Origin of the sequence: Flavobacterium sp. JLP, assembly GCF_015350755.1 — a bacterium.
Classification (GTDB): Bacteria; Bacteroidota; Bacteroidia; order Flavobacteriales; family Flavobacteriaceae; genus Flavobacterium.
In genome coordinates this window covers 32,671-51,175 of the sequence record NZ_JADKPS010000008.1, presented here as the reverse complement: position 1 = coordinate 51,175, position 18,505 = coordinate 32,671, and the positions used below count along the sequence as shown (strand labels likewise).

The following is an 18,505-nucleotide window of genomic DNA, read 5'->3' as shown; positions in this document are numbered from 1 at the left end:
TGAAACCTGAAACCTGAAACCTGAAACCTGAAACTTGAAACTTGAAACCTGAAACCTGAAACTTGAAACTTGAAACTTGAAATTTAAACCTAAACTCTTCACAATAAAAACCATAACGCAGCTTGAGCCATTTCTATTAGCCTACCTTACAAAAAAACAAATGGCGATAGAAGACAAGGTTCGGCAAGTTGAAGCGTTATTTGATCGCCTTGAAATTGAAATTAATGTTTTCAAATCTAATACACATTTGTTTTGCAATGCAGGTTGTGGCAAATGCTGTTCGACACCCAATATCGACGCATCGCCTTTAGAATTTTTGCCTTGGGCGTTTCATTTGTTTTTGAATGGAAAAGCCGAAGAAACTTTAGAAGAATTAACAAAAGTTTCGACTAAAAATTGCTTTTTGTACCGTCCGCTTTCGGTTTTAGAACATCATAAAGGGAATTGCAGTAATTACAAGTATCGTGGCTTAATCTGCCGTTTGTTTGGTTATGGTGCAACCACAGACAAATTCGGAAAACTGCGATTGGCGACCTGCAAAATCATAAAAGAAGAACAGCAGGAAAATTTTACAACAGCCGAAATAGTGATTAACAACGGAATACACGTGCCAATTTTTACCGATTATTATATGCAATTGGCTCAAATTGATCTTAGAATGGGAAGGACTTTGCTCCCAATAAATCAAGCATTAAAAATAGCGATTGAAGAAGTCCTGCATTATTACGCTTACAGGCCATTTCCGGGCGGATTAGAAAATATTGCTTAAATTAATTCAGCTCTGACTTTTTTAATTTAATTACTCTCTCAAAATATTGAATCAGGTTTTTTCTTTCGACTGAAAATTGCGCGGATTCATTTTCTGTGCTTAAATATAAATCGGCGATACACTCTGCATCCATTCTGCTGTTTAGGTAATGCTGTTCGGCAAATTTTATAAGATTGTCGAAGAAAAGTTCTCGCATTCTTCCTTTTTCGAGCGTTTCTTCGTTGCCTTCTTTGATTCTTTCCATTTCAGATTCTGGCAAATCTATCGTGAGGTAAGTGTAGTCTACGGGAACCTGAGAAAGCATTTCTTTCGGGACTTTTCCAGTGCCGTAACAGTAGGCGCAGGGGGCTGGAGTCCATTTTAGGAGTTTGTTTAAGCGTCTTATGTCGTCCCAATCAACAAATGTTTTTCCGAGACATCTGGGGCATTCTACTTCTGATTTTCTGAATAGAAATTTAAAAAAGCTCATTTTGTAATATTTTAACGATTTGTGGCATGCTAATATAATTATTTATGTAAGAAAAATTAGTTTGGTGCCGATTTTTTTTTGGAAGAAAAGATTTACGCTTGCTAAAGATTTAGCATAAAACATTGGACGCAGGTATTTGCAGTGCTTTATGACGCTATTTTATGGAGTGAGACCAGCAAAACAGACTAAAAATAAAAAAGAGATTTAAATCGTTACCGATTATAAATCTCTTTTTATGCCCCAAAAAATTAATAATACCATTCAAGATTTCTACCTACAGAAAAACCATGATTATATGTTCTTATTAATAGCAAGTATAATACTTATTTGGGATGTGGCGCCACGTATTTATACGTGTTTTTGTTAGTGAGTTTATTTTTTATTGGAAATATTGACAACGATAGCGCAGATTTAGAATTCGTGCACGAAACTGTTGAATGATTTTTTAATTCTTATTCAAAAATGATTTACTTGTCGGCAGAGATTGAAAAATTCTTGCTATTATTAACGTATATATTTATGAAATCTGGTAAATTTTTTAACAATTATAAAAAAAGAGACTTTGTTAAAAGTCTCTTTTTTTGAAAATAATCATAGATTTTCTTTTAACCACTTTGAACAGTCATCAGAAAATCCTACCCAAGCAGATTCTCCACTTAGACGAACGACTAATAATTTATCATTTGTATCAATAAATTTTTTTAAGTAGTTTCTAATATCAGTTGCGTTTGATTCTGATTTTATTATCCAAGTGCTGTCTAGACAATGCCACCATAATCCTAATTTTTTAATTTCTTCGATTAAAGTTTTATAATCCTGACCAGATTTATTTAAGTCATAGCCTATTAAATAAGTTTTTTTCATAATTAATAAATATTAAGGTTTTTATTTTTAACTCAATTGAAAATTTATCTTTCTAACTGCAATATTTGAAATTCAACTTCTAAATTTCTTAAACCTTTGCAAAGTTCATTTAATGAGAATTTTGCAATATTTGACTCAAATTTATCTATGTCTGTTTCCAATTTTCGAATTGAACCAACACTGTCATCTAATACCGCTAACACAAAAACAAAAGTTCTGTCTTTTACTAAATTTTTAAAATCAGATTTAGTTATGTTTTTAAAAAGATATTTTTTAGCATCTTTAGAGTAATTTGTTACTCCTTTGTTTTTTGTAACTGTTTCATAGAGAAGATCTAAAAAAATATAACCATTTTTTGAATCCTCTTTAATTTTTCGTGAAGCAATAAAAATTTGATTGCATAAATCCCGCATGGAATTGTTAAATCCTTTTTTAACATGGTAAAAATAAACTTTCTCATTGTCCCATCTCATCACATCACAAGCTTCTATATTTTCGGGTGTAAACTTATCAAAGACAAATGAATTTGATATTTTAAAATATTTAGAATTATATTCATTCTCAGTGCCTTTTAACCACTTTTCCATTTTGGGTCCTTTATATTTATTACTTGTAATAAAATGTGTTGATTGTTCATTTATTTTATCTATAAATGTTTTTCCTATTTCATACCAATCCTTTTCAATTAAAAAATAACTTTTATTGGAACCAGAAAGAGATACTTCTGTACAAAAATGGTTTTTTAAAGAATCGCGAGTAAGTACTGAACCATTTTCATCTATTGTTTCAATATATCCACTATCAATACATTTTTCAAAATCTATTAGAGATAGTGAAGAATCTAAAATTCTTATTTGATCAAGTATGGTTTGGATGTTGCGAATTCCCTCCTCAAATAATAATTTTTCAACTTTATTTTTTATCGATATACTTACAGTAGTTGAATTTGCATAATAATACTTTTCAAAATCTTTATTACTAATTTCGACACTAAAAAAAGTATTTGGGTTTATATAATTAGCATAAATTTTTTGATTAAGATCTACCCAAAGATTATAAAGCAGTACACTATCTGATTTACTTATTTTCTCAACACTATTTATTTCGACAATTTTAGGGGTTTTAATAAGGTTTTCACATTTTTCAATTATATTAAGTAATTCTGTAAAGGAGATTGATTTTTTTAGTGAAAAAGAGTTTTTAGCAATACATAAACTATCTAGTTTTAAATTATGTTTTGCAAATCCAAAAACTTTAACTAATTGATCTTTATTAATGGAAGCATTTAGTTCATTATAGATATTTCCAAAACTTTCATTTTCATAAAGATTGTAGTCATTTCGAAAAAATTTAATTGAACCTTGAATTCCTCCTGTTAAGTTTCTTTCTTTAGATGATCGCAGAGCTTTATCATCAGCTTTTAAAATCCGCGAAAGAATTTCTAATCCGAAATCATTCGTTGCAATTTCTTGCACTACTACATGAGCATATCCACCTGTTGATGCAAAATATTTTTTCGTTTTACTATTGTAAAATATTATTATATAACTTTCAGATGTTGAATAGGAAGATTTAAGAATTTCTTGATTAGGATTTACTATTGTTTTTATAAAATCTTTCCATTTTATTGGAGTTGTAGTTTTTTTATAGTATAGCTTTATTTCATACTCTTTGCTTAAATTTGAAAGAATAGTTTGTTCTTTAAATTGTTTTTCTCTAAATAATTTTTTAAGGTAGGTAAAATCGATTTTTTCCTCTACAATTTTTAATTTTTTAAATTCTTTTTTGGTTTCTTTAAGTAAATAAAAGTTATTTTGAATTTTTTCGGACATATAGTTAGTTTTAAGTTTCTACAAAAAGGTTTTATTTTTTTATATAATTTTAAGTAAAGATTAAAGTTTAATAATCAATTACTTTACGGAAATCCATAATCCATTAAAATATTTATTTCCAAACAATTATACCACAAAATAACCTCCAACCACCAAGTACAAATACCCGTTTTAAAAATCCTCCAAAAACAAAAAAGCCCACCAAAAAAGTTGAGCTTCTAAAAATTATCCAATTATCTAATTGACAAATTACCTAATTATCAAATTATCCAACAAAATCTGATATTTCCTCCCAACCGGAATTGTTTCTCCGTTCGACATCGAAAGCGATTTAAAAGTTGTTGCTCTAATTTCGCGGGTGTTTACAATGTAGGAGCGGTGTACTTGCACAAAATCGTTGCAGTCGATTTCGTCGCTTATGCTGGCGAGCGAGCCGTAAATAATGGCAGGCGATTTTAGTTTTTTGCTGTACAATTTCATGTAGTTGCCCAGACTTTCGATATAAATAATATCATGAAGCGGCATATCGGCCATTTGTCCGTTTGTCCGGTACGAAAGCACTTTTGCATTGGTATTATTTTCTTTTTTCAGGCTGTTTCCAGAAAAATAGGTTTTGGCTTTTTCGATTGCTTTGGCAAATTTTTCGGGCGAAATGGGTTTCAGCAAATAATCAATTGCATCGTTTTGGTACGCAGAAAGTGCAAAATCAGAATAAGCCGTGGTAACAATCGTAAGCGGTCGGTTGGGCTGTAATTCCATTAATTCAACACCCGAAATTACAGGCATATTAATGTCTAGAAAAATAATATCATATGGGTTGGCGTTCAGCATTTTTATGGCTTCCATACCATTAAACGCGCTCCCGGAATGTTCCAGTTCGTCAAATTTTGAGATGTGCGAAGCAAGCGCTTTGTGCGCCGGCGACTCATCGTCGATTATAAGACAGCGGTAGGTAAGTGCCATATGCTTAATTTTACAACAAAGGTGTTTTTTTCTTTTTTACAGCTCAAATCATGTTTTAAACCGTAAACCTCTAAACGTCTTTTTAGGTTTTCGATTCCAATTCCCGTACTCGAAAGCCTTGATCCTGAATCCAAATAATTGTTTTTTAAAGTAAAGGTCAAATTTCGGCATTTTACTTTTAAGTCCAATACAATAAATGGTTCGGTAGTTTCGGCAGAAAATTTAACTGCATTTTCTACTAAAGGCAAAAAGAACAAAGGCGGAATTTCGATTTCATCAAAAGCACCTTCAAAGTTTTGGGTAACCTCTAATCGTTCATTTCTAAAACTGTAATATTCAATGTATTTTTTTACGAAAGCAATTTCTTCTTCAACCAAAACATAATCTTTTTTGGTTGCTTCAATCTGGTAGCGCAGCATGTCTGAAAGATTCAGGATTCGGTCTGGCACTTTATCCGGTTCCGCCAAAGCTTCTCCATATAAATTATTCATCGCATTCAATAAAAAATGCGGATTCAGCTGCTGTTTTAAAAACGAAAGTTCTGACTTGAAATTCATGATATCCTTATCCGTATCGGTAATTTTTTTAGTGATGACAATATGAATAAAATAGAAAAACATTCCGTTGATAATCAGCGATAATATCTGCAAGGTTTTTAAATTTCCTAAACCAACATGTGGGAAGAACCAATTCATGAAAAAGTAAAAAGAAGTCCAATAAAGAGCAAAGAGCACAAAAAATAACTTAAGCTTTTTTTTGAACAGAAAAGGTTTGATTATAAAAAGATTGAAGATTGTAATCCAGATAATACAAGGCAAATAACCAACCGCAATTTTATGAAGCAGATAAGGCCAGTCGTGGCCGTCTAATCGTATTTCGTCGTACACACAAGCCAAAATTATGACAATTATGAATGTATGTACGATGAGGTTTCTCAGGAAAAAGTTCTGATAAATTTTAAGAATCTTCATAACGGCAAAAATACTATAATAGTATAGTTTATAAACATTTATGAAGTATAAATTATACAAACGCCATTCGTATAAATGATACGCCATTTGTATAAAAAGGTTATTATAATAAGGACTTCGCCGTTACATTTGCCTCAAGTTTCCAAAACAATTTTTAATTTTTAAACCAGTTTATGAGAGCAAAAATCATTTGTGTTTTAGTTGTTTGCGCGTCTTTAAAAACAATGGCTCAGGAAAAAGAAGTGCCAATGAAAACCTTGGGCAAAGCAATTGTAGACAAATTCCCTACAACACGAACACTGGATGTGCAGTACGAGCAACTGGGGCCAACAAATTACGATTCTGATCTGTTTGGAAATAATTTTGAAAAAGGCCGAATTGAAAGCCACAACCGCTTTAAAGCCGCTTTTAATTTGCCGTTTTATGCCTCAAAATCAAAACGATTTGTGTTAACAGCTTCACTTCGTTATAAATACGAGAGCTATAGTTTTGGATCTATTTACAATTACAATACAACGCAGACGTATACCAGAAACACAGAAGATATTCATTATTGGACGGGAGCTGTAAGCGCAACGTATGTTTCGTCACTTTTTAAAAAACCGGTTATTTACAACGCCACAGCAACTGTTGACGGAAACGAAGATAATTTGCAGCGCTTAAAAGGATTTGTATCTGCAGTTATAGTGCTGAAACGAACCCCAAGTACAACCATTACGATTGGTGCTTTGGCTATGCTCGATCCTTCGTCGATTGTGCCGGTTACACCGCTGTTTACTTTGAATCATAAATTTAAGGATTCGAAATGGGATATGGACTTTATTTTGCCTCAGCGCCTTTTGTTTAGAAGAGAATTATTAGAAAACGGAAGAATTTCCTTGGGAACCGAATTGAATTCTGAAAGTTTTTACTTAAATTTAAATACCTCAAACTTAAATGGCGTTTATGAGCTAAATCAACTGGAATTAAAATCCGGTATTACCTACGAATATTGCTTTACGCCAAAAATAATTGCATTTGTAAAAGGTGGTGTCAATAATGTGTTAAGTACACGCATTACCGAAAAAGGAGAGCGTACCAGCCGCTATGTTTACGATCATAAAGAAGATGCACAAGGTTATTTTAGAGTAGGAATATCATATAATCTTTTTCAGCGAAAATAATTCAGGAACTTAAAAAAATAAATAACTATGGTTGTTGAGGTTTTTAAAACAAACGTTCAGAAAGAATCAGATAAAAATTATGTAATAGCTGTTATTCAAATGCAGTTTCCCGATTATAAAATTAATTTTGATCTGGAAGACTGCGATAAAATACTGCGTGTAGAAGGTGTTGAACCTCAATATGATGATATTATTGATTATGTACATTGTCTGGGCTATACCTGTACTCGGCTGGAATAAATGATTTTAGATTTTAGAGTATAGAATATGAAGAAGAGGTAGAATCAAGAGATTATTTTTTTGTTTATTTCTCTTTAAAATAGGTATAAATACGCAGCTTTATATTTTAATTTATATCTAGTTTTGTACGATAATTTCTTCAAAAATTAAAATTAATAAAATGACAAGTTTCATCCTTTCGGTTTTCGTTTTTCTTTTAGAACAGTTGAGCTAGAAAACTGCTGTACTATTTTGTTAGAACTTTTTCAATACGGAAAGAGCAGTTCTCTTTTTGGGCATTATTTTCTACATTTGTGCTCTTATGAAAAAAGCTTTCCAACTCTTCGACTTTACTCAAAAAGTTAATTATAAAAATGAAATTCTCGCCGGTTTAACGGTCGCTATGACGATGATTCCTGAATCGTTGTCGTTTGCTATTTTGGCTGGATTTCCGCCTTTGGTAGGTTTATATGCCGCTTTTATTGCAGGTTTGGTTACAGCAATTTTTGGAGGAAGACCCGGAATGATTTCTGGCGGAGCGGGAGCAACGGTTATTGTTTTAATCGCACTGATGAAGTCGCACGGAATCGAATATGTTTTTGCTGCCGTCGCACTCGGAGGTGTTGTGCAAATCTGTATCGGACTTTTTAAACTCGGAAAATTTATTCGGCTAGTGCCACAGCCCGTTATGTTTGGTTTTGTAAATGGTCTTGCCGTTGTCATTTTTATGTCGCAGTTAGAGCAGTTTAAAACTATTGTAAACGGTCAAGTTTCTTGGCTTCAGGGAACTCCTTTATATATTATGCTGGGTTTGGTTGCGCTGACAGTGGCGATTGTTTTAATTTTTCCGAAGATTACAAAAACGGTTCCGGCTTCTTTAGTGGCTATAATGGTAGTTTTTGCGCTTGTTATTATCTTTAATATCGAAACCAAAACAGTCGAAGATATTGCTTCCGTTCAAGGCGGATTTCCTCCGTTTCATATTCCGAATATTCCAATTTCTTTTGATACTTTTAAAATTATATTTCCGTATTCGGTAATTGTCGCAGCTGTAGGTTTGACAGAAGGTTTGCTGACGCTGAATTTAGTTGACGAAATAACCGGAACAAGAGGAAATACCAACAGGGAATGTATTGCGCAGGGAAGCTCGAATATTTTAAATGGTTTTTTCTACGGAATGGGTGGCTGTCCTATGATTGCACAAACTTTAGTAAATCTTGGAGCTGGTTCGCGCGCACGCCTTTCGGGAATAATTGCATCTTTGACTATTTTACTAATTATACTTTTTGGCGCGCCTGTAATTGGAAAACTGCCAATGGCAGCTTTAGTGGGTGTGATGATGATGGTTGCTATAACTACTTTTGAATGGGCAAGTTTCAGGATCATCAATAAAATGCCAAAACACGATATTTTTGTTGGAATTTTAGTCGCACTGATTACGATTGTTCTGCATAATCTGGCTTTAGCGGTTTTGATTGGGGTAATAATCTCTGCTCTGGTTTTTGCCTGGGAAAGTGCTAAAAGAATCCGAGCCAGAAACTTTATTGATGAAGCAGGAGTGAAGCATTATGAGATTTACGGACCTTTATTTTTTGGTTCAGTTGCTAATTTTATGGAAAAGTTTGATGTTCAAAACGATCCTAATCATGTGATTATTGATTTTAAAGAAAGCCGTGTTTCAGATATGTCTGCAATTGAAGCTTTAAACAATTTGACTAAAAAATACAGTCAACAAAATAAAACAATAGAATTACAGCATTTAAGCGAAGACTGCAGACAGTTACTTAAAAATGCTGAAGCCGTTATTAATGTCAATGTAATTGAAGATCCTACTTATAAAGTGGTTTCTTAAATAATGAGTTAATTATCAAATTGACACATTCTCTAATTAGTTTGATTTTCGTAACTTTGCTAAATGAAACTCACAGAAACCCTCGAAGATTTTTACACGATAAAAGTAAACGGAATGCCCGAGAATCTTAGAAAAGAAATCGGACATTTTAATGTTTTTAAATTGGATGATTTTGTTGGAAGTATCTGTAAACCATTTCCTTATACTCGAAAGGACTTTTATAAAATAAGTTTGATCATTGGTAAAAATAAAGTACACTACGCAGATAAAGTCGTTGCTTTTGATGATCAGGCATTGTTTTTTGCAAATCCACAAATTCCGTACAATTGGGAACAGTTAGATGAGAATCAAACTGGATTTTTCTGCATTTTTACCGATGCTTTTTTTAGTCAGTTTGGTAATTTAAAAGAATATCCTTTGTTTCAGCCCGGCGGTAATCCGATTGTTCCGATTTCAGCGGAACTAGCCGAATCTTTAAAAACAGTTTATTTAAAAATGTTTGATGAAATCAATTCAGATTACGCTTTTAAATATGATGTACTTCGAAATCTTGTTTTCGAAATTATTCATCTCGCCCTCAAAACACAAACTGTAACTACTTCATTATACAGTAAATCGAATGCTACAATTCGAATTTCGTCTTTATTTTTAGAATTATTAGAACGTCAGTTTCCAATTGAGTCGATTTCGCAGCAAATTAATTTTCGCTCGCCTTCAGAATTTGCAAACCAGTTAAATGTACATGTAAATCATTTGAATAAAGCATTAAAAGAAACCACAGGAAAAACCACTTCGCAGATTATTTCGGAGAGAATTGTGCAGGAAGCGATGATTCTTCTAAAACAGACCAATTGGAATATTAATGAAATTGCATGGTGTTTAGGCTTTGAAGAATTGTCTCATTTTATCAATTTCTTTAAGAAAAACGCTCATGTTTCGCCTAAAAACTACCGTGTGGCCGAAATTGTTTGATTTTTGCAGCTTCTTGCTTGATTGCTTTAATTTTTAAGAAGCACTTCGCCTCTACCTTTGTCCTGTAATTAAACATAAAAATTTAAAATCATGGGAAATAACAAAGTTTGGTTTATCACAGGTGCTTCAAAAGGACTTGGGTTAGAATTAGCAAAAAAATTATTGGCAGAAGGTTATAAAGTCGCAGCTACATCTAGAAGTGAAGAAGCTTTAATAAAAGTATTAGGAAGTGCATCTGAAAATTTTCTTCCTTTAGAAATGGATTTGGTTGATGAAAAAAGCGTCAAAAATGCAATCGAAATAACGGTAAGCCATTTTAAGACAATCGATGTTTTAGTGAACAATGCAGGTTACGGTTTATTAGGTGCGTTAGAAGAGTTAACGGATGCCGAAGCCAGAAAAAACTACGAAGTAAATGTTTTCGGATTATTGAATGTGATCAGAAATACAATGCCGTATATGCGCGCCAACAAATCAGGACATATTTTTAATATTTCTTCTGTTGGAGGTTATTATGGAGAATTTCCGGGCTGGGGAATTTACTGTTCGACAAAATTTGCAGTTGCGGGTTTAACAGAATCGTTAGCTGCAGAAGTAAAAGAATTTGGAGTTCATGCTACGATCGTTTACCCAGGTTATTTTAGAACAGATTTCTTAAAAGACAGTTCGTTATTATTGCCTCAAAATCCGATTGCAGCGTATAAAGAAGTAAGACAATCTGAAAGTGCGCATAAAGATAGCATTAACGAAAATCAGCCAGGTGATCCTGAAAAATTAGCGAATGCTTTAATCAAAATGAGCCACGAAGAAAATCCACCACTGCATTTATTCTTAGGAGAAGATGCCTATAATATGGCAAATCAGAAAATTGCAAGTGTTCAAGGGCAATTAGAAGAATGGAAATCGGTTTCTGTTTCGACTGGGTTTTAATTGGATAATTAGATAATGTGGCAATTAGATAATGTGTCAATTAGAAAATTTGATAATTGTTGCTTTAAAATTTGAATAGACTCCAGCTTTAGCTAGAGAAATCAATTAGATTAAAAGAAAAAGGCTTTAGCCAAACTTTATAGTTCGGCTAAAGCCTTTTTTGTATATTCAATGAGCTAACTCCAGCTAAAGCTGTGGGGTCTATTCAATTCGATAATTTTTAATTTTAAAAATTATCGAATTGACGAAGCATCGCTTTTACATCGCTCAATTTTCCATCAACTTCCTCAATCTGCAATCCTAAAATATGAGCAATTAGAGGATAAACCGATACGTTTTGAAAAGTTTTAATTTTTTTATCTACTTTAAAAGCTGGACCTTTTGCGTAAAAAATAGCGTGCATATCTTTTTCTTTGTTGTCATAGCCGTGCGTACCGCCTTTTATATTTTGATCGATTTTGGAAACTAAACTATATCCTTTTTTAGCTTCTATAACAAAATCATGTACACGCGGATTAGTACCGTAATGCAGTCTTTTCGGAACTTCATTAGATTTCCAAAATTTAATGTGTGGCACTTTCTTTAACGCAATTGCAATAGAATCTTGATAACCAGCTTTTGCCTGAAGACTCATAATCGGATTGATTACTGCTTTATATCCAAGCCATTCTGGTTTTAAGTAATCTAAAACTGCTACTTTTTTATCATTGCTGATATCGGCCATTCCGTGATCTGAAACAATAATTAAATTGATTTGTTTTCCGATGGCTAATTGATCTAATTTTCGAGATAATTCTCCCATAATCGAATCCATTTTAATGACCATTTTTTTGTTTTCCGGAGAAAGCGGGCCAAAGCTATGCCCGGTATGATCAGGTTCATCAAAATACAAAGTGATTAAATGCGGACGTTCTTTTTCAGGAAGTTGCAGCCATTTCATAACGGTATCGATTCTTGTTTCGAACGGAATTTTATCATCATACTTTTTATAATAAAAAGGCCTTTTTTGATCTGTATCTGATCCCGGCCAGAAGAAAGAAGCTGTTTTTACACCTTGTTGCTCCGCAACATTCCATATCGGATTGCCACCAAAAAAACGAGAATCATTTTTCGCATTTGTTGATAATGAAAACGATTCATTTAAGGCCGGATCGAAAAAAACATTATTTATAATTCCGTGGTGATCAGGGTAAAGTCCCGTTACAATAGAATAATGATTTGGAAAAGTTTTACTCGGATAAGAAGGGCGCATTGATTTGGCATGAACACCTTCTTTTGCTATTTTATGCAGATTTTGAAGTTTAAAATGTTTCGCATAATCCCAGCGAAAGCCATCCATAGAAACCAAAACGACATAAGAGTTCTTGTCAGACTGAGCATGTAAAAGAGTTGTAAGAAGGAAGAATGTAAAAGATAAAAGGTGAGCAGTATATTTTCTCATTTTGCAATTTTAATAGAATTGCAAAGGTACTGATAAAGGCTTTTTTAATGAAAAAGAGAATGTTAAACTAAAGAGAAGTTTACACGAATATTAGGGTGTAAGAAAAAATATCATCACGAATTCAGGAATTTATTTTTATTTATAATGAAATACAATTCGTGAATTTGTGGCGAAAACAAATAAAAAAAACGCCAAATAGAATTCTCTATTTGGCGTTTTAAATTTTAAGAAGTTAGAACGATTACATCATTCCTGGCATACCGCCACCCATTGGCATTCCGCCAGCGCTTTCTTCTTTAATATCAATTAGTGCACACTCAGTAGTTAAGATCATTCCAGCAACTGAAGCTGCGTTTTCTAGAGCAACACGGGTTACTTTTTTAGGATCAATAATACCTGCTTTAAGCATGTCTACATATTCGTCAGTTTTTGCATTGTATCCAAAATCACCAGAGCCTTCACCAACTTTTGCTACAACTACAGAACCTTCAAGACCTGCATTTTCAACAATTGTTCTTAACGGAGACTCAACAGCGCGAGATACAATCTGAATTCCAGTTGCTTCGTCAGCGTTATCAGCTTTAAGATCTGCTAAAGCAGCTTTAGCTCTTAATAAAGCTACACCGCCACCAGCAACAATTCCTTCTTCAACAGCTGCACGAGTTGCGTGTAAAGCATCGTCAACTCTGTCTTTTTTCTCTTTCATTTCAACTTCAGAAGCTGCACCAACATAAAGAACGGCAACTCCGCCAGCTAATTTAGCCAAACGCTCTTGCAATTTTTCTTTATCATAATCAGATGTAGTAGTTTCCATCTGACCTTTAATTTGGTTTACTCTGTTTTTGATGATATCAGCTTCACCAGCTCCACTTACAATTGTAGTGTTGTCTTTATCGATAGAAACTCTTTTTGCAGTTCCTAACATTTCGATAGTTGTATTTTCAAGAGTATATCCTCTTTCTTCAGAAATTACAGTTCCACCAGTTAAGATTGCGATATCTTCTAACATTGCTTTTCTTCTGTCTCCAAAACCTGGCGCTTTTACAGCAGCGATTTTAAGAGCTCCACGAAGTTTGTTTACTACTAATGTAGATAAAGCTTCTCCGTCAACATCTTCAGCAATAATTAATAATGGTTTTCCTGATTGAGCAACGGGCTCTAAAACAGGTAGTAATTCTTTTAAAGAAGATACTTTTTTATCGTATAATAAGATGTATGGAGAGTCTAATTCAACTTCCATTTTCTCTGGGTTTGTTACGAAGTAAGGAGAAAGATATCCTCTGTCAAACTGCATACCTTCAACAACATCCACGAAAGTGTCAGTTCCTTTAGCTTCTTCAACAGTAATAACACCTTCTTTTCCAACTTTAGCAAAAGCAGTAGCGATTAATTCACCAATTACTTCGTCATTATTTGCAGAGATAGAAGCAATTTGTTTGATTTTATCAGAATCACTTCCAACTACTTTAGCTTGTTTTGCAAGATCAGCAACGATAGCTTCAACCGCTTTATCGATACCACGTTTCAAATCCATTGGATTTGCTCCTGCAGCAACGTTTTTTAAACCTTCTTTTACGATTGCCTGAGCTAAAACTGTAGCAGTTGTAGTTCCGTCTCCCGCTAAATCATTGGTTTTAGAAGCAACTTCTTTAACCATTTGCGCGCCCATGTTTTCTAATGGGTCTTTTAATTCGATTTCTTTTGCAACAGAAACACCATCTTTAGTAACCGTTGGTCCACCAAATGATTTTCCGATAATTACGTTACGACCTTTTGGTCCAAGAGTTACTTTTACAGCATTTGCTAATGCATCAACACCACGTTTTAATCCGTCACGTGCTTCAATATCAAATTTTATATCTTTTGCCATTTTTTTAATTTTTGTTTAAAGTTTAATTTGTTTCAAGTTATTTTAGTCTTAGTTCTTAGTACTAAAATCTTAATACATATTTTTTAGATTATCGCTAAAATATCATCTTCACGCATGATCAAATAATCAGTTCCTTCCAGTTTTAATTCTGTACCGGCATATTTACCATAAAGAACAGTATCGCCAACTTTTACGGTCATAGTATGATCTTTAGATCCGTTTCCTACTGCTACTACAGTTCCTTTTTGTGGTTTTTCTTTGGCAGTATCTGGAATAAAAATCCCTGAGGCAGTTTTGGTTTCAGCTGCAACAGGCTCAATAAGTACGCGATCTGAAAGCGGTTTAATGTTTAAAGCCATGATTTTATAATGTTATAAGTTATACGTTTTTTATGTTCTATTGGATTTCAGAAATTGTGCCATGCTTGTAAAACTGACATTATTTCTTAAAAAAAATGCCAGCTTTGACAGGCTGGCATTTTATATTTATATCAAAATTATTATTTTGCTGCAGGAGTTGCCGGAGCAGGAGTTTGTTGAACTGGAGCAACTGGTGCGTTGTTCGCAGGAGCTTCAGTTTTTTCAATAATTTTAGAATCAGTATCGCTTAATGATCCTGAAAAGCTTAAGCTTGAAAGCAAAATTAAAGCAATCAAAATAGTAGCTAATGTCCAAGTACTTTTATCTAAAAAGTCAGTTGTTTTTTGCACTCCGCCTAACATTTGAGTTCCGCTGATAGTAGACGATAATCCGCCTCCTTTAGGGTTTTGAACCATGATTACTACGATCAATAGAAAACAAACTATTGTGATTAAAACTAAAAAAATTGAAAATGTGCTCATTGCTTAATTGTTATTGTTATTTTGTTGTAAAATCTTTATATCCGAAATACGGTCTGCAAAGAAACTAATTTTTTCTGGATATTTCAAAATTAATATTTCATATGCTTGTATCGCTTTTGTATATTTTTTTTGTTCCAGATATACTCTGGCCAAAGTCTCTGTCATTAAGTAAGAATTATCTTCTTTATTGATATCGAATTGTACTGCAGGCGTTATTGCAGTTTGTTTTATTGGAGAGATTTTTGGGTTTGTTTCAATAAATTTATCGATTATCTCGGCTTTCTTCTTTTTCTCTTCATCCACTATTTTAGTTTCAACTTTTGCCTCAACTTTTGTTTCGGTTACTTTTTGAACTATTTTTTCTGATTCTATTTCTTTTGGAGCTTCTTTACTGCGGTCAATAGGTTCAGTTCTTGATAATTGAAGCCATTCCTGAAAAGAATGTTTTTCATTAGCAGAAAAATCTAGAGGCTTTCCTATTTCTAAATTTTCTTCTGCTTTTTTTATTGTTTCTTGAACTTCAGTTGGTTTTGGTTCTTCAATATCTTTTGCCTCTTCAATTGAATTTGTTTCTTCAGCTGTTTTTGCTTCTTCAAAAACTACTGTTGAAGCTTCTTTTATAGAGGTAAAAATCGATTGTTTAATTGGATCAACTCTTATGTACGGACTGTCTTCATCAACAATTTCTTCAAAGAAAGTTGGAGTTGGTTCTTTAATAATAGGAGCTTCAATAACTGGAGCTGTCTCACCAATTGGAGTTTCTTCTTCAATTGGCTTTTCCTCTATAATCGAACTCTCTACTATAATAGGAGTAGCTTCCTTAATGGAAGTCAGGATTGACTGCTCAATCGCTGGATCAATTGGTTTTTCTTCAATTTTTGTGGGTGCCTCAAAAGTTACTGTTGTGGCTTCCTTAATAGAATCTAAAATGGATTGCTCAATCGGATCAATTCGAACTTCAGTCACTTTTTTGATTTCTTCAGGCGATATAATTTGGCTGTCAAAAACTTTTATTTCTAAAAGATCCCTCAGTTTGCGATCATAATATTCGCCTTGAATAGTGGTAAAAGTTTCAGAAGTAATAAAATCAAATAAAATTGAACGATCTGTTGTATATGCCGCCGCAACTTTTAAAGCATAATTATACTTAAAGCTATTTTGATTGTAAAGTCCTTTTAATCGCAATGCGCGTGCACTTTGAAAATATGGAAATTCATTCAGAACACTTCCTAACGCTTCTGCCTGCTTTTCTGTAATTGCATCAGGTTTATTTATTAGGTATGTATAATCGGTTACATTCATTATTTATTGTTTAATCGCGGTTTTGTTATTCGTATAATCGGAAATTTGTTTAAGTGTTACCTATTGATTAAACGATTGAAAATTTAACCCAAATTACCATTTTGCCAATGATTCATTAAAAATATCCTGTGTAATTCTTTCAAAGATAGTTTGAATAGCGGTATTCAAAACGGCTCCCGTTGGAAGATCAGTTCCTTCAAAATCATTGTAAAATTCAAATGTTTTGTCGAAATCGTCTGCTTCTTTCTTTTTATTAGTAAATGTCACATGTACTCGAATTGTCAAACGGTTTTGTGCAGCCTGTTGATTAGCAGTTGCTGTCATCGGACTAATTCTATAATCTACGATCTCTCCTTCGTAAACCAAATCACCAGCTTCGCTCACTAAGTTTAGATTGGTTTGATTCTGGATTAAATCCTGCAGAGCTAATGTGAATTGCCTGTCTATTCCTGGTTCAATCAAATCAGCATTATTCTGAAAAAAGTTAACCTGAAAAGTTTTTCCAGTAATTTGCCCTGTTCCTGTAAAATTGTAAACGGAACAACCACTGAAAGTTGTAGCGATTAACAGAATTAAAATATATTTTAAGTGTTTCATTTTTATTTTAAGAATTGCTTCGCCAGTTCGCTGGCGCTTGGTCAAAGATATTCATTTTCGTTTAAAACATTTTGCAGCTAAGCTTCTTTATAGCAAAACTACAAATCAAATTGTTTTATTTTTCGGTACAAAGTTCGCTCAGAAATTCCTAACTCATCTGCAGCAGCTTTACGTTTTCCTTTGTTTTTTTCTAATGATTTTTTGATCATTTCAATTTCCTTTTGTTCTAAACGTAAAATCTCTTCTTCTTCAATCGTTTCAGCAAAAAGATAATTGTCGTCCTGTATCTGATAATTTTCTTCTCTGGCGGCTGGTGTCATAACAGCAGTTCTTGGTTCTTCTTCAAAATCAATTTCACTGTCATTTTCTTGGGAGCCGTATATTTTTTGAATTAAATTCGGATTGATATCTTGGACTTTAGAAGTGCCGTTTTTCATTAATTCTAAAGTAAGTTTCTTTAAATCATTCAAATCGCTTTTCATATCAAAAAGCACTTTGTATAAAATATCTCTTTCAGTACTAAAATCGTCTTTTTTCTTATCACTGATTACAGATGGCAAATTGCTTCCTTCAACAGGCAAGTAAGATCGTAAAGTTGTTAATGTAATGTCGCGATTGGTTTCTAAAACTGAAATTTGTTCTGCTACATTTCGAAGCTGACGAATGTTTCCGTTCCATCTAAATTTTTGCAAAAGCTGTACTGCATCGTCGTCCAACTTTAATGGAGGCATTTTGTATTTATGAGCAAAGTCAGCCACAAATTTTCTGAACAATAAATGAATGTCTTCATTTCTTTCGCGCAAAGGTGGCAAAGTAATTTCGACAGTGCTTAAACGATAGTATAAATCCTCACGGAATTTTCCTTTTTCAATAGCATTAAATAAGTTTACGTTTGTAGCGGCTACAATTCTAACATTGGTTTTTTGAACCTGAGAAGAACCCACTTTTATGAATTCACCATTTTCCAAAACACGAAGCAGTCTTACCTGCGTTGTTAATGGTAATTCACCTACTTCATCCAGAAATATAGTTCCACCATCGGCTACTTCAAAATAACCTTCACGTGTACTTGTTGCACCTGTAAAAGCTCCTTTTTCGTGTCCGAAAAGTTCACTGTCTATAGTTCCTTCTGGAATGGCTCCACAGTTTACTGCAATGTATTTTCCGTGCTTTCTATGTGAAAGTGAATGAATTATTCTTGGAATATTTTCTTTACCAACACCACTTTCTCCGGTCACCATTACTGAAATATCAGTAGGAGCAACCTGAATGGCTTTTTCAATGGCGCGATTTAATTTCGGATCATTACCAATAATCTCAAATCGTTGTTTTATTGCTTGAACTGTTTCCATGTATTTTGTTTCAAGTTTTTATTTGTTTCAGGTTTCAAGTTTCTCATTGAAACTGAAATTTAACTTTTAACCTTGTGCTTATATTTTGTTTTAGGTTT

Annotated in this window: 18 protein-coding genes; 6 read left to right on the top strand and 12 right to left on the bottom strand. The window is 33.3% G+C overall.

What is annotated here, in order from left to right:
- Positions 1-160: 160 nt before the first annotated feature.
- Positions 161-769: a YkgJ family cysteine cluster protein gene (locus IRZ83_RS17215; RefSeq protein WP_194570473.1), complete on the top strand. Its 609-nt coding sequence runs from the start codon at positions 161-163 to the stop codon at positions 767-769.
- Between the two features lies 1 nt (position 770).
- Here the strand turns inward: IRZ83_RS17215 and IRZ83_RS17210 are convergent, their stop codons facing one another.
- The 5 genes from IRZ83_RS17210 to IRZ83_RS17190 all read right to left on the bottom strand — a co-directional run bounded on the left by IRZ83_RS17210 (position 771) and on the right by IRZ83_RS17190 (position 5,784).
- Positions 771-1,238 carry a hypothetical protein gene (locus tag IRZ83_RS17210; RefSeq protein WP_029273315.1) on the bottom strand — a complete coding sequence of 156 codons (468 nt, stop codon included), beginning with the start codon at positions 1,236-1,238 and terminating at the stop codon, positions 771-773.
- Between the two features lie 591 nt (positions 1,239-1,829).
- Complete coding sequence (locus tag IRZ83_RS17205; RefSeq protein ID WP_194570472.1) at positions 1,830-2,102, bottom strand: SinR family protein; 273 nt, start codon at positions 2,100-2,102, stop codon at positions 1,830-1,832.
- 44 nt (positions 2,103-2,146) lie between these two features.
- Positions 2,147-3,934, bottom strand: a complete 1,788-nt coding sequence (locus IRZ83_RS17200; RefSeq protein WP_194570471.1) for a DUF6119 family protein — start codon at positions 3,932-3,934, stop codon at positions 2,147-2,149.
- A gap of 249 nt (positions 3,935-4,183) precedes the next feature.
- Positions 4,184-4,897, bottom strand: coding sequence for a LytR/AlgR family response regulator transcription factor (locus IRZ83_RS17195; protein ID WP_194570470.1), 714 nt, complete (start codon positions 4,895-4,897; stop codon positions 4,184-4,186).
- Entirely contained in the window at positions 4,870-5,784 is a 915-nt protein-coding gene (locus tag IRZ83_RS17190; protein ID WP_317174577.1) for a sensor histidine kinase, read from the bottom strand. The genes IRZ83_RS17195 and IRZ83_RS17190 overlap by 28 nt, the downstream gene beginning before the upstream one ends.
- A gap of 257 nt (positions 5,785-6,041) precedes the next feature.
- Here IRZ83_RS17190 and IRZ83_RS17185 point away from each other — a divergent pair, with 257 nt between their 5' ends.
- The 5 genes from IRZ83_RS17185 to IRZ83_RS17165 all read left to right on the top strand — a co-directional run bounded on the left by IRZ83_RS17185 (position 6,042) and on the right by IRZ83_RS17165 (position 11,004).
- Positions 6,042-7,031, top strand: a complete 990-nt coding sequence (locus IRZ83_RS17185; RefSeq protein ID WP_194570469.1) for a hypothetical protein — start codon at positions 6,042-6,044, stop codon at positions 7,029-7,031.
- A 27-nt stretch (positions 7,032-7,058) separates the two neighbouring features.
- Positions 7,059-7,271 carry a hypothetical protein gene (locus IRZ83_RS17180; protein WP_029273322.1) on the top strand — a complete coding sequence of 71 codons (213 nt, stop codon included), beginning with the start codon at positions 7,059-7,061 and terminating at the stop codon, positions 7,269-7,271.
- 301 nt (positions 7,272-7,572) lie between these two features.
- A complete protein-coding gene (locus IRZ83_RS17175; RefSeq protein WP_194570468.1) occupies positions 7,573-9,102 on the top strand; it encodes a SulP family inorganic anion transporter in 1,530 nt (509 codons plus the stop codon).
- A gap of 63 nt (positions 9,103-9,165) precedes the next feature.
- Positions 9,166-10,074 (top strand): helix-turn-helix domain-containing protein, encoded by a 909-nt coding sequence (locus IRZ83_RS17170; RefSeq protein WP_194570467.1) that lies wholly within the window; start codon positions 9,166-9,168, stop codon positions 10,072-10,074.
- A 90-nt stretch (positions 10,075-10,164) separates the two neighbouring features.
- On the top strand, positions 10,165-11,004 hold the full coding sequence (locus IRZ83_RS17165; protein ID WP_029273325.1) for an oxidoreductase: 840 nt from the start codon (positions 10,165-10,167) through the stop codon (positions 11,002-11,004).
- A gap of 226 nt (positions 11,005-11,230) precedes the next feature.
- Here IRZ83_RS17165 and IRZ83_RS17160 read toward each other — a convergent pair whose 3' ends face one another.
- The 7 genes from IRZ83_RS17160 to IRZ83_RS17130 form a co-directional block, all read right to left on the bottom strand.
- Positions 11,231-12,445: an ectonucleotide pyrophosphatase/phosphodiesterase gene (locus IRZ83_RS17160; RefSeq protein ID WP_194570466.1), complete on the bottom strand. Its 1,215-nt coding sequence runs from the start codon at positions 12,443-12,445 to the stop codon at positions 11,231-11,233.
- Between the two features lie 241 nt (positions 12,446-12,686).
- On the bottom strand, positions 12,687-14,315 hold the full coding sequence (gene groL, locus IRZ83_RS17155) for a chaperonin GroEL (RefSeq protein ID WP_029273328.1): 1,629 nt from the start codon (positions 14,313-14,315) through the stop codon (positions 12,687-12,689).
- 83 nt (positions 14,316-14,398) lie between these two features.
- Entirely contained in the window at positions 14,399-14,674 is a 276-nt protein-coding gene (gene groES / locus IRZ83_RS17150; protein ID WP_012023920.1) for a co-chaperone GroES, read from the bottom strand.
- A gap of 140 nt (positions 14,675-14,814) precedes the next feature.
- Positions 14,815-15,156, bottom strand: a complete 342-nt coding sequence (gene secG / locus IRZ83_RS17145) for a preprotein translocase subunit SecG (protein ID WP_029273329.1) — start codon at positions 15,154-15,156, stop codon at positions 14,815-14,817.
- Positions 15,157-15,159: 3 nt separating this feature from the next.
- Complete coding sequence (locus IRZ83_RS17140; RefSeq protein ID WP_194570465.1) at positions 15,160-16,458, bottom strand: tetratricopeptide repeat protein; 1,299 nt, start codon at positions 16,456-16,458, stop codon at positions 15,160-15,162.
- A gap of 93 nt (positions 16,459-16,551) precedes the next feature.
- A complete protein-coding gene (locus tag IRZ83_RS17135; protein ID WP_029273331.1) occupies positions 16,552-17,055 on the bottom strand; it encodes an LptE family protein in 504 nt (167 codons plus the stop codon).
- A gap of 98 nt (positions 17,056-17,153) precedes the next feature.
- Complete coding sequence (locus IRZ83_RS17130) at positions 17,154-18,407, bottom strand: sigma-54 interaction domain-containing protein (protein WP_194570464.1); 1,254 nt, start codon at positions 18,405-18,407, stop codon at positions 17,154-17,156.
- Positions 18,408-18,505: the final 98 nt, after the last annotated feature.